The organism is Mycobacterium sp. HM-7 (assembly GCF_053852335.1).
This window is the reverse complement of the sequence record NZ_CM132657.1, coordinates 1,415,431-1,440,951: the sequence shown is the minus strand read 5'-3', so window position 1 is coordinate 1,440,951 and position 25,521 is coordinate 1,415,431. Positions and strand designations below refer to the sequence as shown.

The following is a 25,521-nucleotide window of genomic DNA, read 5'->3' as shown; positions in this document are numbered from 1 at the left end:
ACGCACGCTCGGTGCGGTGCAGAGCGAGCTCTCCTGACACGCGGACGTACATCACGTGACATCACGGCAAACAAGCTCGCGTGCGTGAGTCGCAACCTGCGCGTCGGCGGATAGTACAAGTGTGGACGCTGTAATTCACCCGAACACCGCGTCAAGGGTTTCGCCCCCACACCCGGTGTCATCGAATGCCGCTGAACAACACGGTGCGGTCACCGCAGACCGGCACCCGCGAGAAACCTCATCCACCAACACAATCGACGCCCGCGACGCGCTGATCCTCGATGGTCAGGCCGTGCCGGGCGCCTGGGTCACCGTGTCGTTCAACGGAGACCCCGACGACACCGACGTTTTCCAGCTCGTCCTGCCCGCCGACGCGAAGGCGCTGGGCGACACCTGCTCCGTGGAGTGTCCGCTGGGCAAAGCGCTCGTCGCCACGCACGTCGGCGAAACCCGGAGATACGTGACAGAATCCGGGCGGAGCATGGCGATCACGGTCCTCGCCGTCGACACGGTGAACCCGAAGGAGACGGCGGGGCGCTGACCGCTCCCCGACCAATGTTGTTCGGGGAGCCCAGGCCGCTACTCCGCGGAGCGACCGCCCACCACCGCGTGAATCCGCCCCTGCGGGTACGGCAGCGCGATGTCGTGTTCGGCGTACGCGCGCAGAATCTCGCGGCGGAGTCGGCGTTGCACCGAGCCCTGGGTATTCGGCCGGGTCTTCACCGACACGCGCAGGGTAAGCAGGTCAGGCGAGACCTCCTGCACACCAAGCATTTCCAGCTCGCCGAGCACGTTGTCGGAGATCGACGGATCAGTGATCGCAAACTCGGCCGCGTCGAGAGCCACCTGCTCGGCCCGATCGAGATCCGCGGTCAACGCAACCGGAACCTCAACCTGCGCAACGGCGTAGTCCTGACTCATGTTGCCGACGCGCTTGATCTCGCCGTTGCGGACGTACCAGAGGGTGCCGTCGCCGCCGCGCAGGGTGGTGATGCGCAGGCCGACGCTCTGCACCTCGCCGGTCACGTCGCCGAGGTCGACGTTGTCGCCGACGCCGTACTGGTCCTCGAGCAGCATGAAGATGCCGCTGACGAAGTCGCGCACCAAGTTCTGCGCGCCGAAACCGATGGCCAGGCCGACCACACCGGCCGAGGCGATGAACGGCGCGATGTTCACGCCCAGCACGCTCAAGAGGGCGAGCACCAGCCAGATCAGCAGCAGGATCGACACCGTCGACTTCAGGACCGACCCGATGGTCTGGGCGCGCTGACGGCGCCGCTCGGCGGCCTTACGCGCGTTCGACGACGCCGCACGGTCACGAAGGTAACGCAGCAGCGGCGGGCGGTTGGCTTGCGACTGCTCGTCTACCGCCTCGGACTTGCCGGTGCGGCCGGTGGTGGCGCGGTCGATGACCCTGTGCAGGACCAACCGCGCGATCAGCGCGATCACGGCATAGGACACCATCCGGATCGGGACCTCGATCAGCCAGTGTCGGTTCGTTTCCGTCCATTCGAAAGCCAGTTGGTAGACATGCACGGTTCCGACCCTACGAGAGGACGTGGAATCCCCTGGCCACGGCGATTCCCGGCTGCAGGCTGGACCAGCGGCTTCGAGTCGGCGAGAGATCCAGTCGGTGGCTGGGGCTGATCGTTGTTCGGCTCACAGCAGCGGCGCACCACGGAAGCCATTCCTGCCAGCAATCTGGCAGAAACCTGCCTAAAGCCTGTGAGCGGCAAGGAAATTCGCGTCGGGCACCCTCGGCGATGCTCGGTAAGCTCCATTCGTCAGCCAAACGCGTTGGGGGTATCGCATGGCCGAGTTACAGGTCGAACCGTCGGAGTTGGTCGCGACGTCGCACGAACTGTCCACCGTCGCGGACGGGCTCCGCACTGGCATTACGTCCCTGGACAACGAGGTGTCCGGCCTCATGGGCACCGGTTGGACAGGGTCTGCGGCCTCGGCATACGCGGACGTATGGAAGGAATGGCACGAAGGCGCGGCCCAGGTGGCGGCCGGTCTGAGCCGCATGTCGGCGCTGCTCAACGATGCGGCGGCCAAGTACACGAGCACCGACGCCGAGGGCGGCGCCCACATCGCGGGATCGGGCCTCTGATGAGCGAGTTCAGCGTCAACCCCGCGGCACTGGCGGCGGTCATCGACCGGATGACGGCGTTCGATTCCGACCTAGAAGCGCATCTGGCGCAGGCGGCGGGTTCGGTCGCTCGTCTGGGTTCCAGCTGGTACGGCGACGCCGGCGAGGCGGAACGGTCAGCGCAGGCGCAGTGGAACGAAGGCGCCCGGGAGATGCGGGAGGCGCTGGCACGACTCCGCCAGATCGCTGAGGGCGCTCACGAGAACTACTCGTCCGCCGCGAGCAAGAACCACCAGATGTGGTCCTGATCTGTGACCGGCCCGATCACGGTCGATCCGACCGCGCTCAACTCGGCGGGGGCGTCGGTCGGCGCTGAATCCAACGCCGCCACCAGCGCCATCTCGACACTGACGGCTGCCCTGTCCGGGCACGAGTCCGGGTTCGGTCACGACGCCGCCGCGTTTGTCTTCGCTCGCAGCTACATGAACGCCGCCAACTCGTTGCTGCAGTCGGCCGCGTCGGCCGTCAACGCGTCACACAGGACCGGCTTCGGTATCCAGATGTCGGCCTTCAACTACGGGACGGCCAACGCCCACTCCACTGTCGGTGGTGGCGAGTCGCCGGTGTCCAAGCCGACCGAACCGCCGAAGTACCCGACGCCCAGTGCTCCGTCGGTGTTCGGCGGCGACATTGCCGAGCCGCTGGGATGGAGTCTGGTCGAAGCGTTCGTCGGTGACCTGTGGCCCGACGGCGATCCAGCGCAGATGCGCGCCACCGCGGCAGCGTGGCGCGCTTTCGGCGCATCGATGAGTGGCGGGTCCGGTCCCATGGCGGCCGCAGGAACCACGTTGGGTGGGTTCCAGATTCCCGATGCACCGCAGATGCAGAAGGCCGCCAACGACATCAGCGGCGGCCTCACCGCCATCAACACGCAGGCGCAGAAGCTGGCCGGTCAGATCGATTCGTTTGCAAGCACGGTCGAGAACACGCAGAACAAAATCCGCGACCTGCTTCATCAGTTGAGTCCGAGCGGCATCCTGAGCACCATCGGCGGGATGTTCGAGGGCCACAATCCCCTCGACAAGATCAAGCAGATCGCGGACGACATCAAGGCGGTTCTGGGCAATATCAAGCGCGAAGCCGATGCGATGCAGCAGATGTTCACCCAGGGCATGCAGGACCTCGACGCGTTGACGGACAAGCTCGAGAAGTGGGCGGACAAGGAGTTTGTCGCGGTGTTCGGCCAAGAGGTCGGCGGAGCGCTGGGCTCGACTTTCAATGCCATCGTCGATTTCGACGAGGGTGCGTTCAAATTCGTCGCACAGACCGCCAATGGGCTGGAACAGCTTGATCCGACTCGATTCCTCTACGACCCCGAAGGGGCGGCCAAGGCCTGGGAGGGCACCGGCAAGGCGTTGGGTGAGGTGGCGCTGGTGGCCAATCCACTGACCGCGCCGTTGGCGTTGTCGGACCCTGGCATCCGGAAGGACTTGACGACTCTCGGCAAGTCGATGATCGACTACGACGACTTCAAGAACGGCCACCCCTTCCGTGGATTGGGTTACGACACAGCACAAGTCGCGACGTTCTTCCTGCCCGGCGCCGGCGAAGCGGCACCCGCGGCCGACGCTGCCGGTGGCGCCGCCCGTGTCGGTGCGGCAGAGGCTCGGGCCGGCGGGACGGTTGCGCGCGATGCAGGTACGGCCGCGTCGAAGGTCGGTGCGGCCAGCGCTGCCGAGGAAGTCGCCGGCCAGGCCGGGAAGATCAGCAGCAATCTTGACAAGGTCGGCGTGCCGGAGGCCGCGCCGGGGACCAGTGCCGCAGGCAAGGCGCCCGTGGAGGTTCCGGCGCCGAAACCGGAAGCAGTTCCCGCGCCAAAGCCAGAACCTGCGCCCGCGCCACACACCGAATCTCCGGCTCCGCACACGGCCGAGCCGACCGAACCACACTCAAGCGCTCCGGCAGCCGAAACACACACCGCGCCAAGCAGTTCAGCATCGCACGAACCACCTGCAGGCCCGTCCGACCATTCTCCCGCGCCTGCGACCCATGAGCCGGCACCAGTTACGCACGAGCCGACCGCGCCCGTGCACGCGCCCGGCGACTCAACGCACTTCTCCGGTCCGAGTGACTCCACGCCGCATGCCCCCGGTGGCCACTTCGATGCCGGCGACGGACGCGTCTACTCGATGATGGACGACAGTTCGCACACGACGTCATTCGCGCCGGAGCAGCTTGGCGACAACCAGCGGGTGCTCGATGCGATCGCTGACAACGGTGTGAGCAAGAGTGACCTCATCGACCTCATCAACACTCCGACAGACGCACTGACTCCGGCCGAACGTGACCTGGTCAACGACGTCCGCGACGCACTGCCCAACCCCACCGACGATTCGGTGATGCAGAAGGTGATCCCGCCGGGGTACTTCGATGACGCGAAAGGGTTCGTCCCGAGCCGGGCGGATGACTACATCATGGGCAACCAGCCGTGGCTCAACGTCGATCAAGTGGGCGGCTCGGTGTCGATGGCCGACGACACCGCCCACCTCGGGACGCCCCAACAAATCCACGACGGCTTGCGTCTCGACTACACCGACTCTCCGTACACCCCTGAGGATCCGGGTACTCACATCATCCGGTTCCAAGCAGATCCGGATGCCCCCGGCTCCTACGACGTGCCGCGGAATACGGATATGGGCGGCACTAACGCCTACGACGGGTGGGATGATCCATTCACCGGCAACGGGTTCACCAAGTCCGGTGACGATGTCATTCCTGAGTACTACGCCAAGAATGTGACGATGCGAGACGGCGCCGAGATGTGGGAGGTCCTCGATGACGGAACCCAGCGTCTGGTGGCCGTGCTCAAGGACAAAGAATGGATCCCCCAGGGGAACTGATGACTGACATTCCGGTGACCGGCGCCGTCGCGGAGTACCGCGGCCAGCGCTTTCGAATCTTGTTCAGTGGCACCGATTGGGTCGCCTTGAACGTAGAGCCCGACGTCGAGCTGCCAGACGCATTCGCGCGCGGTGAAGCACCAGCCGAACCGGGTCACTACGACCCGTGGGCCAAGGTCCCGAGGTCGGCTCTCGATGGCGTGATTCAGGTCAGCGCCAGCGCAACCATCGCGGGGCACACCGTTTCTCTGCGACGCCGGCTGCGGGACGGCAGGATCGGGGTGGAGTTCGTTGGCCCGCCGCAGATCGCTCGCGAAATCGGGCTGGACGGGGACCAGCACACGGGATGGACCGGACTGGTCGATCCTGACAGGTTGCAGGACATTCGGGTAGAGGAGACACGTCGTGCCTGAGCAGCTCGTGCTGCAGAAACTCCTCGCGGCCTCTGTCTCAAGCGCGATCGTGGATTACGGACTCGACCAGGTTGGTGGGTTCGTCACCGATGCGTCTGCGGTAGTCGGTTTGAGGACGCCGGCAGACCTGTTGGCGGCGTACGGCATTGATGCGGCACCAGACTTTGCCGATGTGGTCCGATTCGAGCAACCGCGGCTCGCCACTTTCACTACTCCGGGTGATACGGCGCGGCCCTGGCCCAGCTTTCCCCACGGATTTTTACATGGCGACTCGCTAGCGAAAGTCTGGAGCATGAGCCGCACCCGATTCTCCTACGGTGCGGAGTACTGGCGAATCCGTTCCGACGGTGAGCAGAAACGCTTGTCGCGCTACGAAGGAGCGGCGCGTGGTTGGGTGGGCGCCAAACGCTGGCGACCGCCAAGTCCGATGGTGGGCACGTTGGCGCGGTGGCAGGGTCGTGAGTTCTTCGCCGACGTCATGGCAGAGACCGTGCTGCTGACTGCGATCGCCGACACTGGCCCGGCAGGTTTCGAACAGGTCCGCCCGGGCGCGTGGTCCGCGACTGCTCCCTTGTCGGAATGTGAAGTGTTCGAACGCGTTTTCACGGCCCAGGTCGACGGTGTGCCTGTGCGCATGCTGCGCTCAGCTGGCTCAACGGCCGAGGTGCTGCTGCTCAGCGATGACCCCGCTGATGCCGAGCGGGTTGGCGCTGGACTGGTTGAGGCTGGGGTGTTCGAGGCTGTGGTCGACGCCAGTCGCTTGACCGGTATTCAAGGTGTTGAGAACCAACGGATTCCAGGTGCGGATAAGTAGGCGCCAAATGAGACTCGAACAGGCGACGCACATCCTCGAATCCAACAGGGCAAAGAGTCGTATGAGCGACTTCACCGAGGAGATTCCCGGTCAATTCGCCGCAGGCATCAATCGCCTCGGCGACGGCAGGTACACCTACTACTCGATCTACCCAGTGGGTCCGGAAGTCCCGTACGACGAATTCCCCTATTCGCACGAGTGGATACAAGCGACGGGCATCGCGCCTGACCGCCTCACTGTCGAGATCAAGCAGCGCGACGCCAACCGTGTGCACCGCCTGTACACGATCGGTCGATCCGGTGGCGCCGCCGACTCAGCCGAAACCGAGCCAATTCAGAACGGCGACAACACCTACATGGTGCGCCCCTCCGAAGTACTCACAGCCACCGAGGCCATCGCACTGTTCCAGCACTACTACGACACCCACGCCGTCCCCACCAGCTGGAGTCTGCGCGAGCAGCCCAAGTTCTCCGACTCCGCAGTCGCCAACGAACTCGCCGACTGGTCTTGACCGTGATCCCGGTGCGAAAACTGATCCAGAGGCTCATGTGAGATTCAGTGACGTGTTCGTTTCCCAAGAAGATCGTTATTCGATAGGTGCCGAGCTCGATTCGGGGAGCCACTACGTCGCGATCCCAGTCAGCAACGGAGTGGTGGATTACGAAGAGTACTACGCCATTTCACCTCAACAGTCCGAGGAGTTTCTGTCTAACCGCAGCGCCGCAATTAAGTTTGTCGAGACCTGCCGGAGACATCACCACGACGATCTGTTGATCCTGAAACCTGGCACCAACCGAGGAACGCCCGTCTGATGCGAGCAACGGAAGATCCTTTGGCAGAGGACGAGTTGGAATCCCGGATGTTCGACGGAATGCCAGAACAGCTTCGCTCCGAGAACTCACCGTCACCTTCCACACCGGAGCCTTCAATCTTCAGCCGGGACGCGACCGCGAAACCATCTGAACGAGGCCAGCATGTCGGCTGACATCGCGGCAACCCTTGCCAAATTGCCTGCGACACCAGGCATTACCTACCGAGGTCTGTCGGGTGCACCTGCGACATCGGCGATCACCTTGTCCCAGGTGATGCCAACGTCAGCTGACCCGCGCGTCGCCACCGAGAATTTCGCCGCGGAACGAGTCGTCGCCATCGTGACCATCACCGGACGATTCATCGGGCCGCTGTCCCGGTATCCCGATCAAATGGAAGTGGCGTTGCTCCCCGCCACGCTCGTGGTCCCCGTCGGTTCTGTCGCGGTTCCCGGGATTGCCAATGACGTCGTCCTCCTCGCCGAGACGGGAACCGCTCCGGGCCTACCCGCGGACTTACCGGAGCTCAAACGAGTCGTGAGCGCGCAGGTGTCCGCCGCGCTCCAGCGGCAGCCAGCGACAATCCACTCCCCCGGCCGATTCTCGACGCCACGCGCTTAGCGACGCTAGCAGCGCTCCGGCGTCGCCCTCTCCCACCGCAGGCGGCGCCCCCACAACACCGCACACCACGCCGCCATTCCCCGCTGCCCGTGTCACGAACCCCACATACGACTAGCGGTCACATTCGGCAGTGTCAGTGGTTCTATCTCAATAACGAGATCGTTAGTCAGACCGGAAGGGATTCGACATGACCGATGTAGTAGGCAAGGTGGTTCTGGTAACGGGTGGCCGACGGGGCCTGGGCGCAGCCCTGGTCGACGAGGTGCTGGCCCGCGGAGCCCGCAAGGTGTACTCCACCGCACGAACCGCCTTCATCGACGACCGCTCCGAGGTCGTCGCGTACGGACTTGAGGTGAGTTCGGCGGATTCGGTTGCCGCACTGGCCGATATCGCCACGGACGTCGACATTGTGATCAACAATGCGGGCGTCTCCCACCTCGACGACCTCCTGACGGGCAGCTTCGACGACATCACCGACACCTTCGACACCAACGTGTTCGGACCGCTGCGGGTGACGCGCGCCTTTGCGCCGATCCTGGCCTCCAACAGCGGTGGCGCGCTGGTCAACGTGCACTCAGTGCTGTCCTGGCTGGGCGGCGCCGGCGCCTACGGCGCATCGAAGGCCGCGATCTGGTCGATCACCAATTCGCTGCGCCAAGAGTTGCAGCCCCAGCACACCCAGGTGGTCGGGGTGCATGTCGGGTACATCGACACCGATATGACCGACGGCATCCACGCACCCAAGCTTGCTCCGGCCGAGGTGGCCCGACGCATCATCGACGGCCTGGAAGCCGGCGCGGCTGAGGTGCTGGTCGATGACCTCTCGGTTCAGGTCAAAGCGGCATTGTCCGGGCCGGTCGAAAACCTGGCTTTCACGCGGCCGTAGTGAAGGCTACGAAATGTCTACGTTTCTCGTGACGGGCGTCCTCATCGGCTGCCAAAAATGATCAGAGGTTCGTGTTCAGTACCCCGGTCACAGGATCTAGCATTGGGAGGTGCGAGCGATCGGGGTGGAGGGGTCGTGGGCATCATCGCCGGGACGCCGCCGAAACATGCAGGCGATCCGCTCTCAGGACACCAAACCGGAGCTCGCGGTGCGCCGGATCCTTCATCGCCGAGGGTTCCGGTACCGCGTTGGCACAGCACCGGAACCAGGCCTCCGCAGGAAGGCCGACATCGTATTCGCCAAGGTCCGGGTCGCGGTGTTCATCGACGGGTGTTTCTGGCACGGTTGCCCCGAGCATGGCCGGCGGGATTTCAACCGCAACACTGATTACTGGTCAGCCAAGATCGCTTCGAATATCGCGCGGGATGCTGACACAACTGACAAGCTTCAGTCAGCCGGCTGGACAGTGCTTAGGTTCTGGGAGCACGAGGATGGGACAAAAGTCGCCGACCAGATAGGTCTTGCCCTCGAGCGGCACCGGTAGTGATCGTGCGGTCAAAATAACCAGCCCAAAATGACGAGCCCGAGTCCACCCCGGGGGTAATGCCTAACCCAGATTGAGATCTGAGAAGAACCCCAAGCTGGCATCTGAGAATGTGCCCACGACGAGTCCACGATCCAGGAATCGGTTGAACTCCTCGCAGCTCGTCTCAGGCAACAACGCGCATCCGTGGCAGGCTGCAAGATTGCACGAGTCAGGCCCTTGACCTTTCTCTCCCGCATCCATGCAGACTGGGTCCGTCGAGCACCAACGGGCGTCCGTGAGGGCATTGGCTACCACCGGCCAGAGGTTGTCTGTCCGCGCCATTCGCACCAAGCCTCCCATCGTGCCCTCAGAGTCACCGGCGGCGGTGTATATCAGCAGCCCCGCCATTCGCCGTGGCGGCGTCTCTGAGACATATAGGCGCTCGCGCAGCGATGCCGAGCTGTAGCCGCAGGTAAAGACCAACTCGTTAATCAGCAAATGCGCTAGCGTATGTAGCAAGACGAATCTTGGGCTGATCGCCCGCTCTTGGAGGCCACGTAGGCGCGTCACATTCCCGTAGTGGTCCGTGATCTTCTGTGCACGCGCGATTACTTCGGGCCGTTGCTCCCAGGCTTCAAGACGTTGCTGGCCAAGTTCTAAATAGATCCCTTCGCCCTTCACTACGTATGCGGGCAGCCAATCGTGGCCGTGCGGGAGCTGCCTGCGCCGCAGCATCCCCTTTCCCACTGAGAGTTTTAGGCCGTCGTCGCGCACCCGAGTGAAGCCACGTAGGGCACGCGTCTCTCTGAGTATCTCGACGGTGCGCACACGGTCAAGCACGCTTGTTAGCGCCTCGTGCATGCCCGGATCTGATGCCGTTAGGTAGTCATCGGTTGGGGTCTCGCGCAGAAGTAGATACTCCGGATAACGCCATTCGTCATTACCGGTTAGCGTCTCGGCGTTGTCCTCTTCGTTGCTATTGCCCTCCTCGCCACCATCTTGTCCGCTACTGTTGGCGTCGCTTCCGTCGACGCCAATTCCGAACATGTCGCGATAACCTGCGAGGAGCTCATCGTCGGTAATCGGACTAAATAATTCGGGTGGCAACTCCTCGCGGATCTGTTCCGCCGTCACATTTGCTTTAAAGAGCCGATTCATCATCTTGAGCAATGGCCCCACATCGGCTCGGGTTAGCAGTTCGTGCAGCTCGGCGCTAACCGCGCCAATCTGCCGGGGCAGGTAAATCGACGACTCAACTTTCGGGAAGTAGACATTGCCGGCACCCCTCAGCGCGCCACGAAGGGGTTCGCCGCACAGGCCATCAAGTTGAGCAAGCCACGGGCGGGCGCCTCTGCAATAAAAGGGATCGCTTCTATCTGAGCTCAATTGGTCAGTCAGATACGTGTGCTCCACCTGGTTCTCCCACCGGGAGGTCATGATTCCCTCAAGCGACCGAGCCTCACCGCATCCTTTACTTGCCTTGTCGGGGTCGCAGACGACCACCTGTCCTTCAAGGCCACCTCCGCCGCGTGACTCAAGCCGAAGCACCCCCTGGCAAGCTGGGGAGTGGCTTCGGTGGACCCATTCACGAAAAGGGAAGTCATCGAGATGGCCACGCGCGCAAATCGAAACAAAGGGGACTTGCGCCATGCGAGGAGGCTTGCGCTTGATCGCGGCGCCACCCGCATCCAGCTGATGCTTCGGGTCGGGGCATTCCACCGGCTGGGCCATCGTCAACGGACGTAGCTCCAGGCGCTTGCAGTACATACAGAAAGACCAGCGCGGGAATCGAAGCACCGGCACTTTCAGGTTAGTGTTGCGCGGATCCTCACCTCTCTGACGGCGGCGGAAGTCAGGCGGTAACCGGAACTCGCGCACTTGCAGTCGATCTTGCAGTCGCCAGTCGTAGGCTTGGTATTCGCCGAGTTCGAGGTTGTTCGGATCGTCTACGCCGTACCAGTGATCCAAACCTGCAGTGATCACCGAAGTTCCGTTGACCAGAACACTCATTGCCCCTACACCAAATGGCGTCACTAACTGCGCACGGCGGATGCTGCCCGAACTCATTCTTGATCCTCCTCGGTAGCCGCGTCTTCCCGGTTGTAGTCCAGCGACATCTCAAGTCGGCATTCGGCGTCTACGTTCCTCATGCTGGTAGGGATGTCCCATATCGTCGACTTCGCTTGTAGATCGGGCAACGTACCGGCGTATCGCATCAGGCCCTGCTTAGGATCACCCCCATTGACATTGGCACTCCAATTAGTGCGTTCCCACTTGTTCCACTCCTGAGCGCGTTTGCGCTGCATCCGCTCCAGGGCGGGGAGCTCACCCTCATCAACCATCCGGGCGCGTATACGCAGTAGTTCGACTGCGTCGTCGTATTCCTGCTGTGGGAATGGGTAGACCGGCAACCCGAGTTCAGATGCTTGACGCATGTGCGAGACAGTCGCGGCGTGCAACGCGCGGCGTAACACCGGCATCGCGAACGGAGTTACTGAGGTTGGTTCCACCTGTGCGTAGAGCTGCTGGTGGTACGTGCGGAAGCGTTCGTAGTGACTCCGATCGCGTGGCTTGGCAGCGCCATAGATAGTGATGACCAGGCCCGGACTGCGATCAGCGCGGCGGCCCACGCGGCCGCTGACCTGTATGTACTGAGCGGTTGTCTTCGGCTGGCCGACGATTGTCATGAGCCCTAGCCTGTCGATGTCGACGCCGACTTCGATGATGTTTGACGCTAGGCAGATATCAACACAGCCAGGGTCGCCATATTGCAATTGAAGCTGTTCGATCGCCTTCGGAATATCGTCGCTCCGTCGGCGACTCGTTAGTTCCATCTGGATCCGTGGCCATCTGGGCGACGGCAGGTTCTCGCGACGCCGAAGACCTGTCAAGTAGTCAGGGATATCGGACTGGATCAACGAGACGGTATTGCCAAGTTCGCGCAAGCTGTTGAGGAAATTCAGATTAGTCCAGTAACCGTCCCTGTCGGCTTCAGGAATACCGGCGGCGCCTTGGAGAGTCGCAGCGGCGACTCGGACCTGGACCGTCTGAGTCGATCCCAGAGATGCACTCATGATGCCGAGGTAGCGGCGACCAGGCGCCGGTTCGCCGTTTGCCAAAGTATCGGGTTCCGCAAAGAACGAATGTCCTTCTTCGAGCCCCTGCGGCGGAAAGAGGGCTACCCGCTCCCGACCGAACAGACTCCGAATCTGGTCTTCATAGCGTCGAATGGTTGCGGTTGAAGCAATGATCTTCGGAACGATCCATTGAGCGTGTCGCTTATCTGTGCAAAGGTCATCGACTACCGCCTCATAGATGCCGGCCATCGAGCCGAGCGGCCCGGAAATGAGGTGGAGTTCATCCTGGATGATCAGACCGGGGGGTGATGCTAGGCGGCGGCCGTCGCTCCTTAGGCCAAATATCGCACGCACCTCTGGCCGCCACGCCATCGTTGCAAATTTGTCCACAGTCCCAATTACTATCGACGGCCTGGTGGCGTAAATGTCTTCGTCAACGACGTGGATCGGCAGACTTCGTCGGCCACCAAAGCGGCAAGCGGCATCGAGACACCGGAACTCCACCTTCTTGCCGATCTGCTGGTAACCAATGAGGTCTTGTCCACCATTGGGTCTTGGCTTTGGTCCCATCTCCGTTCCGCACCACGGGCAGCGAAGGAGAAGAAACATGTTCTGAGCCGAGTTGTCGCGCTCGAGCTGACGGATGTTCGCCAGTGCTTGTTTCCATGTGTTCGGTGTCGAGGATCCACCAAGCCAAATGCCGATACCAAATGCCTCGGTGCCAAGATCGTTTTCGTTCTTTGATCGGATGTCCTCTAGCACACAGACGAGGGCGGCAGCGCGTAGGAATTGCTGGGCCGTAAGTAGGCGCAGCGTGTAACGCATTAGCGTGTCGGTTCCCGTGTCCCCCTTATCGTGAAGACGGCGCGCCAGCAAGCTCAGTGCTGACGCACCCAGGTACGCCTCGGTTTTACCACCGCCAGTTGGAAAGAAGATCAAGTCGACAATGGGGCGACTTGGTAAAGACCGGTGAATCAGTTCCGGCAAACTGGCAAGAATGAAGGCGATCTGAAACGGGCGCCAATTACCCCTGCCCGGCGTCGGGGTGGGTACGGGATGGGGGCTTAGCACTTTGAGGGTGCCGTTTCCCATGCGTGTCACTTCGCGCCGATCGAAGTTTGAGCGAAGTTGTTGATTGAGCATCGCCTCGTTAGTAAGACGGAATGCGCGGATCGCGATCGGATCCGTTGTGGCTAGCTGCCATCCTGCTCGCATGCGATCCAGAGCATCACGGCAAAGACGTGTGTGCCGTTCAGCCGCCGACTGGAGGGGGGACGGTAGGGAGGTGGTCTCCGTTTCTCGGGCAACGATCCACTCCTCGTACAGACGGAGGATCGTCTCGACTTGCGTGCGGCCCGTCTCGGTGCCTGCGGCTAGTTCATCCATGCTGACAGTGACTTCTTGGCGTTTTCCTTCCTCGGTGACGTAGACATTCGGAGTGAGGCTAGCGACCTCATAGGCAGGTAGTGGGTCGGCGCGAACACTGCTGGCGGTTTGGCCGCTCGAAAGTGACCAGTCAGCAGCGCAGCCATGCCCAATTGCGTAGGTTCGTTGATTTCTATAGAGCAGGTCGATCGACTGTTCTTCTTCGTCTGGATCGAACTGCTCGATATCCGGATACGGGTTGATTGTGAGGTGTCCTTCCGGAGTTACCTGGAAGCCCATTTGGAAGAATGCGGCCGAGGAGCCACTCCCAGCTGAGTTGTTAACGCATGCAACCGTAACGAGGCGGCGTCCATTTGCTATAGGAAGACCTGGCACCGGGCGGCTAAACACTTTCAGCGTGGGCGCGATTCGCAGTCCGTTTGTTGGGCTGAGAGCTATCGTTTTCAAGCGATTGGTCTCGTTCAGAAGGACGATGTCGGGTACCGACCCGGTCAGTTCGAATGGGCGACGTACCCACCATCGTCGCGGTCTGCGTAGCCCCGGGAAGTTCACCATAATGCGGTCGTAGTACGCGCCGGTCACGGTGATCGCCAGCTTGCCGTGACCGCTCACGTCGCATTCAAAAGAGATAGCCATAGCTGATGGTTTGAATGAGTTTGCGTCCGTTAGGTCAAAGTCGTCGCTGTCGGCGCCCCCTCTGGGCGCGGCAGTCGACTTCACATCAATCTCGACGGGTTCCGCTGGCGTCTCTTCGTTGACGCTCAGTCCTGTGACGCCGACGATCTCGTCTTCGCCGTCTTCGCCGTCTTCGCCGCCGCCAGTGGACCCAGAGGGCCCGGTGATTGCACTGCCACCGGCGGCCGCTCCCGAAAATAAAATGCCGATCCCGTAACGTCGCAGTGGGTCGGACTCGGTGAGCACTTCCTGTTTACTTACGGAGTCATGCCATAGGCCCCAGCTGTCTTCACGCTTGCCAAAGTTAACCGAGCCCGACGAACAATCCAGGGGTTTGCCGCGGGGTGGCTCACTCGCGGGCGGGCCAAACAGCTCTCGCCGTACGGCGGCGTCCATCACTTCACGTGCTGCAATCCCCGTCATGATTTCCCTCCATATGCTGTTCGAAGTGTGTCGGCTTCGATCAAAACGGTCAGACGGTCGGTTGCTCGTGTCATCCCGATGTAGAGCAATGCATCGAAGTTCGGAATGGCTGAATCATCGAGATCCGTGAGTATGACTGCCGGAGCATCGAGTCCCTTGAACGCGTGAATTGTGCTGTAACGCAACCTGCCAGGGCGCGGCGCTCCGCCGTCCGCAACTTGGAGGATCTGGCGCAGCCAAGGGTCGGTTGTGGATTCTGAAGTCGATTGCCGGCGAAACGGACTAAGTACGACGATCTCGTCTAGCTTGTAACCGTCTCCTTTCAGCTGATGTACTGCGTCGACCAATGCCGCCGACCGATCGGTAGCTCTCTCATATGTCACGAACACCGGATCCACACCGTCGTCGGGTCGACGGAAGCGTCTGTACCCCGGCACCATATGGCTCAGCTTCTTGACCACTGTGCCTATGCGCGGCATGTTTCGGCAGTTGATTGTCAGGTTGTAGCTAGGGAGATCGGGTATGCGCTGGCGGATCAGTTCTCGTCCATCGCCGCTTTCGTAGATCGCCTGCCGTTCGAAGTCGCCGAAGAGCAGCACCCTCCCGCCTCGGAGCCCTCCACGTACTAGCAGGTCCAGCACATCGAGGAGCGGATTAGTGGCCAGATCTTGTATCTCGTCGACGATGAGAAAGTCGAGCGTTTCTGCGTTGCCATGATTGAGAAGTGCGTCGAGCACGAGCTCGGGCAGCTTCAGGCTCCAAAAATCAGGTCCAGCGTTAGGGGGCGCTGACGACCCGCTCAGACGCAGCGCCTCCTGATGGAATGTCGCCGCACGAAGACCGGGCACATCAGCCGCATCCCTCTGTAGACGTTGGCCGAGTAGGTGGTTGAAGCACAGGAGGCGTCCCTTTTGCCCTAGCTCGACCTCCCGGCGAGCGGCCTCGAGCGCAAGCCAGGTTTTACCGGACCCCGCCGGTCCCGTGAAAAGGACCGCACGATTGTGTTGCATGTTGTCCAGTGCGTCGTACTGCTCGTCGACAAAGCCAACCAGTTGCGCCTCACGTGCTCGACGGACATCGCTCGGCACGATGGCTGCCTCGAACCGTGGGCGCAGGACCGTTGCGATCCGAAGTGCCCCTGCCGCATCAGGCCCAATTCCCGGGTTCGTGAACCCTTTTATTTTGCGGCCCAAATGATCAGCCCCCGCCCGGAGCACACGAAGGATTGCCGATAGCGCGCCGGCGCGGAGATCCTCAGAATCCAGGATCTGCCAATCGTGCCACTCGGGGCCGCTTGGGAGCATCGTTCTCGCACGGACATGTGTGAACCAGACAGCTGACAACACTGGGATGGAGCGCAGAGCGACGCCGCGTGCCGACAGGTAGTCGCGAACGCTGTACATGGCCTCGCTGGCCTGTTGGAACGGGCTGCGGGGCGTGGGCGCGTGATTGCCGAGTTTCCATCGCCCATCGTCCAGGCGCTCAATTACGGAGTGCGACTTGACCTCTACGACAACAATGCCGTGGTCGGGCACGATTACGACGAAGTCGGCCTCCCCCTCGACCTGTCGGACATGGGAAGCGATGGCGAGCGAGTGCAGCACTATCCATGCATCTGTCCCGGGCGCGGTAGCCAGCGCGTTGAAGAGTGCCAGTTCGCCGGGTGGCGCGTTGTCTGGACAATAAGGTGGCATCATTCGAGCCACTTGGCACCTCGATCCAGAAATGGCACTCGCACATCGTGCCGCAGGACGATCTCTTTAGTCGGCGCGAGCGCGAGAACGCGCGTTGCGATCACACCCCGAAACCCTTCGGCTTTCGTCTCAAGACGCATATGGCCCACGCGCTGCAAATGGTCCATATCTGCCTCACCTACCGCTTGTTCAAGCTGATCGGCGACATCTGCGCTTGCTTGCGACCTCTTGCGGCGCAGGGCAGTTGCTAATTCATAGGTGGGGTGCAATGGGACGCCGAGCCATTCGAGAAGCAGCCCGAAGTCGCGGTCGCTCCGCGGCCGGGCAAGCGTCGGCTCAGTCCAGGCGCCGACGCGGTCAAGCGTCTGCACGCCGGCTTTGGCAAGGTCCCTGATAACAGCGGCCTGGCCGTATCGGTCCAACCGAGCTTGGAGCTCGCCTTTCCAACGAGCCTGCGACTGCTCAGTAGCCGGCGCGTGAGCGCCCAGGAGTTTCAGCGCGGCGTCATACAACGCTTGACGTTCAGTTTCGCCGTCACGGAGCATCAGGTACGTGCCAGGTGCCACCGCGTCAACATCGACGTATGCCACCCGCTCGCCGCCAGGTTGCGCGGGCGCGACTGCTCGAATCCGCTCACCGTCGTCGAGCAGAATGGCGTAGCCGCCACTTAGCAGGACACGGCGAGCCGCTACCTCATCCCTGCCGGGATCGCGTACCACGGCGGCTGAGACATTCCATACCGGCTGCGGCAGTAGGTCTTGTTCGTTGAGGGTGTCTTCGGTATGTGTGATCGCGGGCTCTGAGGCGTCGCCAACGTTGAACGAGCGAGCCTCTATCTCCAAGGCGCCTTCGGCGTAAGCCGCGAGTACCGAGCGGGGGATCGACCTATCTCGGAACCACGCCGGCATGAGGTACGTCAATGACTCAGTCCTCGGCGTCGTCACAAGTGAAGACGTGAAGAACCGCGGTGGCCCGACCACATATGCCTGTTCGCTGAAACTACGATTGCGGATGAACTGTCCGGCTTCCCGGACTACTACGTCACGAGGCCCTAGCCAGGATTCGAGTCCGGCCGCGGCCGCTCCGCTGGCCGCTATGACCACGCAATTTTCCACGCCGGCGTCAAAGATCGACTCAACCAGCACACTGCCCAGGACTGGGTCTTCGGTCAAAACGCCGGTGGCGGCGGCGACGAGTTCGTCTAGCTTCAGCTGATGAGCCGGGGAGATACCCGACCGGAGCCGGGCTGCCTCCTCCGCGACATCGTTGACGGACTGTGTGAGTGCATTGTTCAACTCCACCGGCTGCGGTTGAGTAAGTAGTCGCCAGCGCAGCGCTTTCGCAGCACCGACCAAATCGTCCCAGAATCCCGATGGGTCTTCACGCGCAAGTAGTAATTGTTGTCGTACGGCGGCGTTCACACGCGCGCTAGGAGGGTCGCCAATCACAACTAGCTCGACACCGCGCGCAACGAGCCCCGCCGAAAATTCGTACCGGGTGTTGACGTCATCGATTCGACTCACAATGGCACCCAGAAGCCGAGTGCCTCAATGCCGAGAGGCGGCGCCCACGCGACGTCGTGCCTCACGGACAACGGTTCGCCTCGGTTGTTCCGATACCGCACTAAGTGCTCGGCGGCGGCTTCATCGAAGACGCTACGGTCAAGGACTGCGATGACGACCGGGGTCTCTACAGCCGACAAGTATTCCGTCGCGGCGCCTCCATCCAGGACGATTGCCTGAAGGTCCCCGGGAAGCGGCAACTCGTCGTTGAGGCGCGACGCGGCGTACAAACGGGTCGACCATGTTGCGGCATGAGGATCCTCCGGCTGCAGAATGTTTGCGATCGGTTCGAAGTCGCATCCACGACCGAGGAGAGCGTCTATATCTTCGCGCAGCCACTTCAACGTGCCGACCAGCGCGAGATCAGTGGGCGGTCGGCACATCCGCGCAACCCAATTCGTAGCCAGGCCGCTCATGAGACTGATGACTCCTGGCTCGGCAAGGGGCTGAGTACGCGGAGTCGCCAGATTCGGCAACGGTGTCATCGCCTGAATCTTGTTGAGCTTCCATTGGCCGCTTACGTAGAGCCGATCTCGTACTGTATCGACACCCCGGAAGAAGTCAGTGATGACTTTGTTCTGAGTGACAATGCGGACGGGGGTGCCGACGGCGACCGATCCGGCGACCTCTCCCACGGGCCTAAGTTGTGGCGCCGTGGCGGCCATCATCCAGCCGCATCCGACCAGCGCAGCAGCGAAGTCCCTTGTGGGAACAGAGATTCCGACCACCAGCTGACGATCCGGGTGCGCCCTAGACCAATGGGCGGCACGGCTGCCGAGCATCATTAGCTGACCTATCCAAGACGCAGGCTCAGCTGGTGGTTCTCCGCGCAAAGCCAGCCTGATCTGGCCGCCTCCCCCTGCCCTGGACACAATCCCCCTACTTAGCTGCAGCCGAGCCTAAGGCCCGCGCATTTGATGATAGAGACGCGAGCCGACATTTGCTGCAGTAAGAGTCACGGCGGTCGCTCGGACTCGTCAAGCAATAAAAGCTTTTCTGCGATTACGCGACGCCCCAGCAGCCTTGAGTGCTCGCTTCGCAGCCTCGGCCAGCGCTCGGGCCAGAGGCGGAGGCACAGCGTTGGACACCTGCTCCACCTGCGCAGAGAACGTCCCTTCAAGCACGAACTCTGGCGGGAAGCCCTGAAGGAGCATGGCCTCAAAGATGCTTAACCGACGGCGGCCGTCGGGGTGGACGTGGATCTCTCGATGACCGTACGCAACTGTCGGACTTGGCTTGTCCCATGCCAGCCGACGGAAGCTCCTGCTACCAGGAGCAGGGCCGCCGGGATCGCTGAATCGTTTTGAAATGGGTCGCATCGTCCAGTGGTTTGGGTGGTGAGGAATTCGATCCGGGGTTAGCCCGCGCGAAAAAAAGACTGGCTCGGGAAGATTGCCGATCACGGCACGCACAGTGAGGTCTTTCTGCGGGACCTTGGCTGGTGTAAAGGATGACGCAGCGGCAGAGGACGAAAACCCAGAGATTATGACTCGGTTTCGCGTTTGGGCGACGCCAAAATCCAAGGCTGAGTACTCGTTCGCTCCGGCGTCGAATCCAAGGCGACGGAACTTGGCGAGAATTCCTCTGAATACAACCGAGTGCTTCGCGTCCCGTATTCCGAGGACGTTCTCGAAAAGAACGAACTTGACGTCGTACTTCGCCTGTAACGCTTCTACGATCTCCAGATATAAGAGCGGCAATCTGTTGCGTGGATCGCTCGCAGCAGAGGCGGTATTCGCGCGCGAGAACCCCTGACACGGCGGCCCGCCAATGACTCCGATGGAGTCACCGGGGCTAAGCACCTCGTCGAGATGTTGCAAGACGCCCGCAGGTTGCAGCTTGACGAGATCGGCGGCCAGCGATGTCGTAGTCGCAAAATTCCGCTTATGGGTCTGGATCGCCGATGGCGAGCTATCCACTGCGAAGACGAGCGGAAAGCCAGCATCTCGGTATCCGAGGTCAAGGCCGCCGGCACCGGAGAACAGACTGACAACCTTTGGCAGCGCCAAGATAACTCCCATCTGCGGACTTCGCCTGCGGTTTGGAACGCAAAGACCCCAATTGCCCCACAGTCAACAGCACTAACGTGCATCACTGTACAGATGAGAGCCGACGTGATTGGCGATTAGAACTAGCTGAAAAGGTGCCAACCTAACGAGCACACGTCTAGCGGGGACGGCGGAACGTGCGACAACTGGGCTTTTCGCGGCCGACGCAAGGACCACGGAGAGTGCGGTTCAACGCCTATCCTGGTCCGATTCGGGTGCTGCGCTGGCTGTTGCGGTGTGGGACAAGGTCAGTGACACGGCAAAGGGTCCGTTCTCAACGCTCATTAACCACCAGGAACGCGAGTTTAGTGGCGATGAGCTTGCCGCGATGCTGGATATCTCGAACGGAAGGCACAGCGTGACCGGCCTGCTTGCCTGGCCCGGTCGTCGGTGCTTCGCGGTCAACCGCAGCAGGGTGCAATGGTGCTGTCGGAGGCGTCCGGCGGGGTCACGTCGTCCTCCTAATTTGAGTGAGCCGCGCACCGTCGAACCTCCCACCGACAAGTTCGACGGCCCATCAATCCACGCCTACTGTGGGAATTGGACGACCTAGTCAAATAAGGCGGGCCATGACGAAGGACGAGGCGGCACACCGGTCCGGGGACCACCCGGCACCGCCAGCCGCACGCGTCGCAAAAACCCTCGCCACCAAGGCATTCCATCCCACCGCCATACGTCCAGGGAGAACAAGCGCCACATCCAAGGAGGCACCACCATGGCTGATGCACAATCGCTCCAGACCGACATCTCCGGCGTCACCGCCAACGGCATGCCCGAGCCGTGGCGTGCGGTCCTGGCCCGTCACCCGCGCAACATCGGCGACATCGTCGACGACCCCAACCGCGGCCCGTGGAACTCCACCCACAACGGCCAGACCTACCAGGGCACCTTCGACGCCTTCGAACAGCAGGTGACCACCGCCGAGCAGATCGCCTGGGTGCATACCTTCAGCGACGGCATCACCCGCGACAGCGGGGATGTCCTCATCGAGCTGATGGAGTTCGCCATTCAGTGGCGCAAGGCAAACGGACTGCCTACCACCGCGAAATGAGCTGAGCGATGACCACTTTCAGTGATATCGCCGCCAACATCTCCGGGGTCTTCCACGTCCGCCACGCCGTCCTGACCTTTGCCGGCACCTGGGCCGCTCCCGGCACCGGCTATCCGTCCGACGTCGTCCACGCCGCCGACCCCGACCTCGTCTTCGAAGTCCCGATCCAAGCACCGTGGACCTTCGGCCCCATCCCGCCCGGCGCACCGCTCTCCCCCAGCTACGCCGAGTCGGTGCGGATCGCGGTCACCAACGCGATCGGCTGGATCAACGCGAACCCGAAGCAGACCTTCGCCCTCGGCGGCTACAGCCAGGGCTCCGAGGCCGCATCGCGGGTCCTCGCAGAGATCATGACCGGCAGCCTGCAGTGGGCCAAGCCCAACCTGATCGGTGGCTACACCTTCGGCAACCCCTGGCGGATGAAAGGCCACACCTTCCCCGGCGGCACCGATCCCGGCGGCCGCGGCATCGCCACAACCAACCTGACCGCCGCACAAATCCCCAAGGACAGCAACGGCATTGACACCTGGTGGGACTTCGCCAATCCCGGCGATCTCTACACCACCACGCCCACTAACCAGGCCGGCGCCGACATCAGCGCCGTCTACAAGGCCGCCGTCCAGCTCGGCATCAGCATCAACGCGGCCCTCGCGCTGATCGCCGGTCTGACCGGCCAGGGCAGCCTGGCCCAGCAGGTACTGGCGTTCGTCACCGATCCGATCGTCGGCGGCCCGGCCCTCGTCGAAGCCATCGACCGGGCCGTCGCCTTCTACGCCACCAATCCGCCGACGTTGCCGCACATCACCTACGAGTTCGTCGACGCACTCCCCCACCAGAGCTCGGTGCAGGTGGCCACCAACCACCTCAACCAGATCGCCGCGGCGACCGCAGCGCGCATGGCGGCGTAGCGCGGCACCCGAACACGGTCAGGGCGTACCGGCAGCCTCGCCGACAGGCTGGCGTCGCCTCGCACCCCACAACCCGACACCGATCCCGACCACGGCGCCGCCGAGGCCGATGTACTTCTGCGACGGCCTCATCTCATGATGAACACCCATGCCGCCCAACAGGTCTGCCGCGTCGGCGCCACCCGAGGCCAGGAACCAGCCGCGGGTGTCCCGACCCCGCAGCGCCGCCGCGGCGAGCAGCCCGCCGATCAAGGCATCGCGGTAGCCCATCGAGTGCAGCAGCAACCACGTCGATCCGGTCGGCTTCTCGGGGTCACCCCACAGCCGGTTCGCGCGGGCCGGGGCGACCAGAAACGAGACCCCCGACGCAAGACGGATGCCACCAACGACGAGCCCAACACGGTCGATCGACATGGTTCGCAGCGTAGGGCGTCACCTCGCCGGTGCGGAGCAAGTTGCGCGAGAGTCCCGCCCTACCAATCGCTCTTCGAGTAATCCTTCAAAAAGCACCCGTAGATGTCCTCGCCCAATTCCCCCCGAACAATCGGGTCATACACGCGCGCAGCACCATCCACCAGATCCAGCGGCGCGTGGAAGCCTTCCTCGGCCAGCCGCAGCTTGGTCGGATGCGGACGTTCGTCGGTGATCCAGCCGGTGTCGACGGCGGTCATGAGAATGCCGTCCTGCTCCAGCATCTCCCCCGCGCTCGTGCGGGTCAGCATGTTCAGCGCGGCCTTCGCCATGTTGGTGTGTGGATGGCCGGGCCCCTTGTAGCCGCGGTTGAACTGGCCTTCCATCGCGGACACGTTCACGACGTACTTGCGCCGGGCGGGCGAGGCGGCGAGAGACGGCCGCAGCCGGCTCACCAGAATGAACGGCGCCGTCTGGTTGCACAGCTGCACCTCGAGCAGCTCCATCGCATCGACCTCGTGCACGCGTTGGGTCCAGCTGTTGACCGACGCGGTATCGGGCAGCAACCCACCCGCGTCGATCGCGAGGCCGGCGGCAATCCGCTCCGGCGACGCGCTGCGGGCCTGCAACGCCAGCGACGTCAGCGCATGCGGGGCAGGGTGCTCACCGAGACTCCCGGCCAGGGCATGCGGATGCGCGTCACTGACGTGGTCGAACGTGATTACTTCCACCAACTCCGGCGGCGGGGTGCGCTCGGCCTCCACCAGCGCGGCGTACGAGCCCGGCGGGCGACGCACGGTCTGAGCGGCGTTGTTGATCAGGATGTCCAGCGGCCCCTGCGCGGCCACCTCGTCGGCCAGGGCAACCACCTGAGCCGGGTCCCGCAGGTCGATCCCCACCACCCGCAGCCGGTGCAGCCAGTCGGCGCTGTCCTCCATCGCGGCGAAGCGGCGCACCGCATCGTTGGGGAACCGGGTGGTGATCGTGGTGTGCGCACCGTCACGCAACAACCGCAGCGCGATGTACATGCCGATCTTGGCGCGCCCACCGGTGAGCAGCGCGGTCCGACCGGTCAGGTCGGTGCGGGCGTCGCGCTTGGCGCGGTTGAAGGCGGCGCACTCCGGACAAAGCTGGTGGTAGAACGCGTCGACCACGGTGTAATGGGTCTTGCAGATGTAGCAGGCCCGCGAGCGCAACAGCGTGCCCGCACTGGCCCCGACCGCGGTGGAAACCAAGGGCAGACCCTGCGTCTCGTCATCGATCCGTCCCGGTGCGCCCGTGGCGGTAGCAGCGACGACGGCGCGGTCAGCAGCCGCGATCGCGTCGCGTTTGGCAGTCCGGCGCTCCTTCTTCAACGCCTTGAACATCTTCCCGGTGGCCTTGCGCACAGCAATGGCGTCGGGGTGCTCGGGCGGCAGCGCGCTCACCTCGGACAGCACCCGCAGGCAGGTGCTGAGCTGGTCAGGATCGATCGCGGTCACTGTGGAAGGCTACGGGGAGGGGGCCGCAGCAGGCCAATCAGCGAACCGGCTCCGTCGATCCGTCCGCGAATGTCGGCGCCCGCTCGTACGGTGTTCCTCATGAGCGAAGACACGACTCCCGACCTTGGCGTGTTGGCGATCGAGGCCCTCGACCTGCTCACCACGGCCGTCCGTGAGGTTCCAGCGGAGCGCTGGGACGATCCGTCGATCCTGCAGGACTGGACGCTGCGCGAACTGGTGGCGCACGCGACCGGCAGCGCCACCCGAATCATCGTGCTCGCCGAAGATGGCGAACTCTGGGACGGACCTTCACAACCGTCGGACTGGATGTACGACAGCCCGGTGGATCAGCTGAGCGCCTTGGGCATTCGCCTGCGCGACGCCCTGCCCACCGCGGACCTCGATGCCCCGCGTAAGTCCCCGCAAGGCGAGGTTCCGCTGCGCCGGGCGCTGATGTTCCCGATCGCCGATTTGGCCATGCACACCTGGGATCTGCGCAAGTCCCTGGGCGAGCCGATCGAGCTGCCCGACGACCTGCTCACCCTGTCCGAAGGGCTGGTCCAGTCGGTGCCCGAACAGATGCTCCGGCGGCCCGGCGCTTTCGGGCCGGAGCAACTCGCGCCGGCGGATGCCTCGCGCACCACCAAGCTGATGGCGTTCCTCGGCAGGGCGGTCAGCCCGTAGATGCGTAAGGCCGCCCCGTCGATGACAGGGGCGGCCTCAGCGGTGACGGAAAGTCTCAGCGGTGGTTGTGCTGGTGGTGGTGATGCACCGGCGAGCCCGGCTGCGGGTTGTTCTGCTGGTGCGGGAACGCGTGGTGCGTGCCGACCGGGCTGCTGGCGGTCGTGACGTCCGCGTGTGCGGTGGCGGCGCCGAGGAAGATGACGGCGGGCGCGGCAACGAGGGCGAAACCGGCGGCGAGGCGGTGGGTGAGGTTCATGTCGACTCCTTTGGTGGATAAGGCTTTTCAAGTTCTGGTCCGGTGTGATCCGGTGTTGAACTAAGAATGCCGCCGACAGCCGTCGACCTGTATCCACCAACCGGCCCCTACACCGGTTGAACCTGTTGTCCCCCGATCGGGGGAACGCCGGCGGTCAGGCCGGGATCTGGGTGCGCCAATCGTCGTTGACGACCTGCCCGTTGATCACCACGAGCGGCACGCCGGGTTCCGGAAACTCGTGCAGGAGCGCCAGGTTGTTGGCGGCGATGACCTTGGCGTCATGACCGATCGGCAAGCCCAGCCGGATCATGTCCTGCGCCGATTGCGGCGCGCCGACATGACCGGCGAGCTCGGCCAGCTGGTCATTGCTCAGGTCCGCCGGGCCGCCCTCTTTCGGCTGGTGCTCCTTGGAGAAGATCTGCTGAACGAAGCGCCACGCCACGTCGCTCGACTTCGACTGGCCGGCCACGGTAAACGCCGCATAGATCGCGCGCTGGTCGTATGTGCCACTGGCTGAATACTTTTCGAGGAAGTTCACGAACCGCAGGTTCACCCGCAGTGCGCCGCTTTCGATGCGCCGCCCGAGTTCCTCGCCGTCGGAGCGGATGAACTTGCCGCTGAATGGGCACAGCGGGTCGACGTAGAGGTCGATCTGCCCGAGCGCGTTCGGGTCGCCGATGGAGATGACGTCGCCGGCCGGTGCCACGGCGGCGGCGTGTGCCTGGCCCGCAACCGGACCGCCCATCAGCAACCCGATGAGCAGCCCGACAACGACCCCGAGGACACCACGCCAGTTCACCTTCA

26 protein-coding genes are annotated in these 25,521 nt (G+C 63.0%); 15 read left to right on the top strand and 11 right to left on the bottom strand.

Annotated elements, in window-relative coordinates; genetic code table 11:
• The first annotated feature begins 121 nt into the window (after window positions 1-121).
• Window positions 122-541, top strand: a complete 420-nt coding sequence (locus ACWW1C_RS07025) for a GreA/GreB family elongation factor (protein ID WP_455982764.1) — start codon at window positions 122-124, stop codon at window positions 539-541.
• 38 nt (window positions 542-579) lie between these two features.
• On the opposite strand, the gene ACWW1C_RS07020 is transcribed toward ACWW1C_RS07025, so the two are convergent.
• Complete coding sequence (locus ACWW1C_RS07020; RefSeq protein ID WP_455982763.1) at window positions 580-1,536, bottom strand: mechanosensitive ion channel family protein; 957 nt, start codon at window positions 1,534-1,536, stop codon at window positions 580-582.
• A gap of 274 nt (window positions 1,537-1,810) precedes the next feature.
• Between ACWW1C_RS07020 and ACWW1C_RS07015 the strand changes: the two genes are divergently transcribed.
• From ACWW1C_RS07015 to ACWW1C_RS06970, 10 genes are all read left to right on the top strand, one after another.
• Complete coding sequence (locus ACWW1C_RS07015) at window positions 1,811-2,113, top strand: WXG100 family type VII secretion target (protein WP_455982762.1); 303 nt, start codon at window positions 1,811-1,813, stop codon at window positions 2,111-2,113.
• Window positions 2,113-2,400 carry a WXG100 family type VII secretion target gene (locus tag ACWW1C_RS07010; RefSeq protein WP_020102348.1) on the top strand — a complete coding sequence of 96 codons (288 nt, stop codon included), beginning with the start codon at window positions 2,113-2,115 and terminating at the stop codon, window positions 2,398-2,400. The genes ACWW1C_RS07015 and ACWW1C_RS07010 overlap by 1 nt, the downstream gene beginning before the upstream one ends.
• 3 nt (window positions 2,401-2,403) lie before the next feature.
• Window positions 2,404-4,992: a WXG100-like domain-containing protein gene (locus ACWW1C_RS07005; RefSeq protein WP_455982761.1), complete on the top strand. Its 2,589-nt coding sequence runs from the start codon at window positions 2,404-2,406 to the stop codon at window positions 4,990-4,992.
• Window positions 4,992-5,405 (top strand): hypothetical protein, encoded by a 414-nt coding sequence (locus tag ACWW1C_RS07000; protein ID WP_455982760.1) that lies wholly within the window; start codon window positions 4,992-4,994, stop codon window positions 5,403-5,405. Before ACWW1C_RS07005 ends, ACWW1C_RS07000 begins: the two co-directional genes overlap by 1 nt.
• Window positions 5,398-6,219: a hypothetical protein gene (locus ACWW1C_RS06995; RefSeq protein WP_455982759.1), complete on the top strand. Its 822-nt coding sequence runs from the start codon at window positions 5,398-5,400 to the stop codon at window positions 6,217-6,219. The genes ACWW1C_RS07000 and ACWW1C_RS06995 overlap by 8 nt, the downstream gene beginning before the upstream one ends.
• A gap of 61 nt (window positions 6,220-6,280) precedes the next feature.
• The gene (locus ACWW1C_RS06990) at window positions 6,281-6,730 is read left to right on the top strand and encodes a hypothetical protein (protein WP_455982758.1); all 450 of its coding nucleotides are present in this window, start codon (window positions 6,281-6,283) and stop codon (window positions 6,728-6,730) included.
• A gap of 37 nt (window positions 6,731-6,767) precedes the next feature.
• Window positions 6,768-7,031 (top strand): hypothetical protein, encoded by a 264-nt coding sequence (locus tag ACWW1C_RS06985; RefSeq protein WP_455982757.1) that lies wholly within the window; start codon window positions 6,768-6,770, stop codon window positions 7,029-7,031.
• Window positions 7,032-7,304: 273 nt separating this feature from the next.
• Window positions 7,305-7,649, top strand: a complete 345-nt coding sequence (locus ACWW1C_RS06980; RefSeq protein WP_455982756.1) for a hypothetical protein — start codon at window positions 7,305-7,307, stop codon at window positions 7,647-7,649.
• A gap of 187 nt (window positions 7,650-7,836) precedes the next feature.
• Complete coding sequence (locus ACWW1C_RS06975) at window positions 7,837-8,535, top strand: SDR family oxidoreductase (protein ID WP_455982755.1); 699 nt, start codon at window positions 7,837-7,839, stop codon at window positions 8,533-8,535.
• A gap of 109 nt (window positions 8,536-8,644) precedes the next feature.
• Window positions 8,645-9,079, top strand: coding sequence for a very short patch repair endonuclease (locus ACWW1C_RS06970; RefSeq protein WP_455982754.1), 435 nt, complete (start codon window positions 8,645-8,647; stop codon window positions 9,077-9,079).
• Between the two features lie 63 nt (window positions 9,080-9,142).
• Here ACWW1C_RS06970 and drmB read toward each other — a convergent pair whose 3' ends face one another.
• The 6 genes from drmB to ACWW1C_RS06940 form a co-directional block, all read right to left on the bottom strand.
• The gene (gene drmB / locus ACWW1C_RS06965) at window positions 9,143-11,128 is read right to left on the bottom strand and encodes a DrmB family protein (protein ID WP_455982753.1); all 1,986 of its coding nucleotides are present in this window, start codon (window positions 11,126-11,128) and stop codon (window positions 9,143-9,145) included.
• The gene (locus ACWW1C_RS06960) at window positions 11,125-14,622 is read right to left on the bottom strand and encodes a helicase-related protein (protein ID WP_455982752.1); all 3,498 of its coding nucleotides are present in this window, start codon (window positions 14,620-14,622) and stop codon (window positions 11,125-11,127) included. The genes drmB and ACWW1C_RS06960 overlap by 4 nt, the downstream gene beginning before the upstream one ends.
• On the bottom strand, window positions 14,619-16,319 hold the full coding sequence (locus ACWW1C_RS06955) for an NERD domain-containing protein (protein WP_455984183.1): 1,701 nt from the start codon (window positions 16,317-16,319) through the stop codon (window positions 14,619-14,621). Before ACWW1C_RS06955 ends, ACWW1C_RS06960 begins: the two co-directional genes overlap by 4 nt.
• Entirely contained in the window at window positions 16,316-17,839 is a 1,524-nt protein-coding gene (locus ACWW1C_RS06950; protein ID WP_455982751.1) for a hypothetical protein, read from the bottom strand. Before ACWW1C_RS06950 ends, ACWW1C_RS06955 begins: the two co-directional genes overlap by 4 nt.
• Complete coding sequence (locus tag ACWW1C_RS06945) at window positions 17,836-18,513, bottom strand: hypothetical protein (RefSeq protein ID WP_455982750.1); 678 nt, start codon at window positions 18,511-18,513, stop codon at window positions 17,836-17,838. Before ACWW1C_RS06945 ends, ACWW1C_RS06950 begins: the two co-directional genes overlap by 4 nt.
• Before the next feature lie 342 nt (window positions 18,514-18,855).
• On the bottom strand, window positions 18,856-19,887 hold the full coding sequence (locus ACWW1C_RS06940; protein WP_455982749.1) for a DNA cytosine methyltransferase: 1,032 nt from the start codon (window positions 19,885-19,887) through the stop codon (window positions 18,856-18,858).
• 274 nt (window positions 19,888-20,161) lie between these two features.
• On the opposite strand from ACWW1C_RS06940, the gene ACWW1C_RS06935 reads away from it, so the two are divergent.
• From ACWW1C_RS06935 to ACWW1C_RS06925, 3 genes are all read left to right on the top strand, one after another.
• Window positions 20,162-20,479, top strand: a complete 318-nt coding sequence (locus tag ACWW1C_RS06935; protein ID WP_455982748.1) for a DUF6416 domain-containing protein — start codon at window positions 20,162-20,164, stop codon at window positions 20,477-20,479.
• A gap of 162 nt (window positions 20,480-20,641) precedes the next feature.
• Window positions 20,642-20,977 (top strand): hypothetical protein, encoded by a 336-nt coding sequence (locus tag ACWW1C_RS06930; protein WP_418003008.1) that lies wholly within the window; start codon window positions 20,642-20,644, stop codon window positions 20,975-20,977.
• A gap of 8 nt (window positions 20,978-20,985) precedes the next feature.
• Window positions 20,986-21,885 (top strand): hypothetical protein, encoded by a 900-nt coding sequence (locus ACWW1C_RS06925; protein ID WP_455982747.1) that lies wholly within the window; start codon window positions 20,986-20,988, stop codon window positions 21,883-21,885.
• 18 nt (window positions 21,886-21,903) lie between these two features.
• Here ACWW1C_RS06925 and ACWW1C_RS06920 read toward each other — a convergent pair whose 3' ends face one another.
• On the bottom strand, window positions 21,904-22,299 hold the full coding sequence (locus ACWW1C_RS06920; protein ID WP_455982746.1) for a DUF4267 domain-containing protein: 396 nt from the start codon (window positions 22,297-22,299) through the stop codon (window positions 21,904-21,906).
• Between the two features lie 59 nt (window positions 22,300-22,358).
• A complete protein-coding gene (locus ACWW1C_RS06915; protein WP_455982745.1) occupies window positions 22,359-23,777 on the bottom strand; it encodes an SDR family NAD(P)-dependent oxidoreductase in 1,419 nt (472 codons plus the stop codon).
• Between the two features lie 99 nt (window positions 23,778-23,876).
• Between ACWW1C_RS06915 and ACWW1C_RS06910 the strand changes: the two genes are divergently transcribed.
• The gene (locus ACWW1C_RS06910; protein WP_455982744.1) at window positions 23,877-24,461 is read left to right on the top strand and encodes a TIGR03086 family metal-binding protein; all 585 of its coding nucleotides are present in this window, start codon (window positions 23,877-23,879) and stop codon (window positions 24,459-24,461) included.
• Window positions 24,462-24,516: 55 nt separating this feature from the next.
• Here ACWW1C_RS06910 and ACWW1C_RS06905 read toward each other — a convergent pair whose 3' ends face one another.
• Both ACWW1C_RS06905 and ACWW1C_RS06900 read right to left on the bottom strand, forming a co-directional pair.
• Entirely contained in the window at window positions 24,517-24,717 is a 201-nt protein-coding gene (locus ACWW1C_RS06905) for a hypothetical protein (protein WP_455982743.1), read from the bottom strand.
• Window positions 24,718-24,871: 154 nt separating this feature from the next.
• Window positions 24,872-25,462, bottom strand: coding sequence for a DsbA family protein (locus ACWW1C_RS06900; protein ID WP_455984182.1), 591 nt, complete (start codon window positions 25,460-25,462; stop codon window positions 24,872-24,874).
• Window positions 25,463-25,521 lie beyond the last annotated feature (59 nt).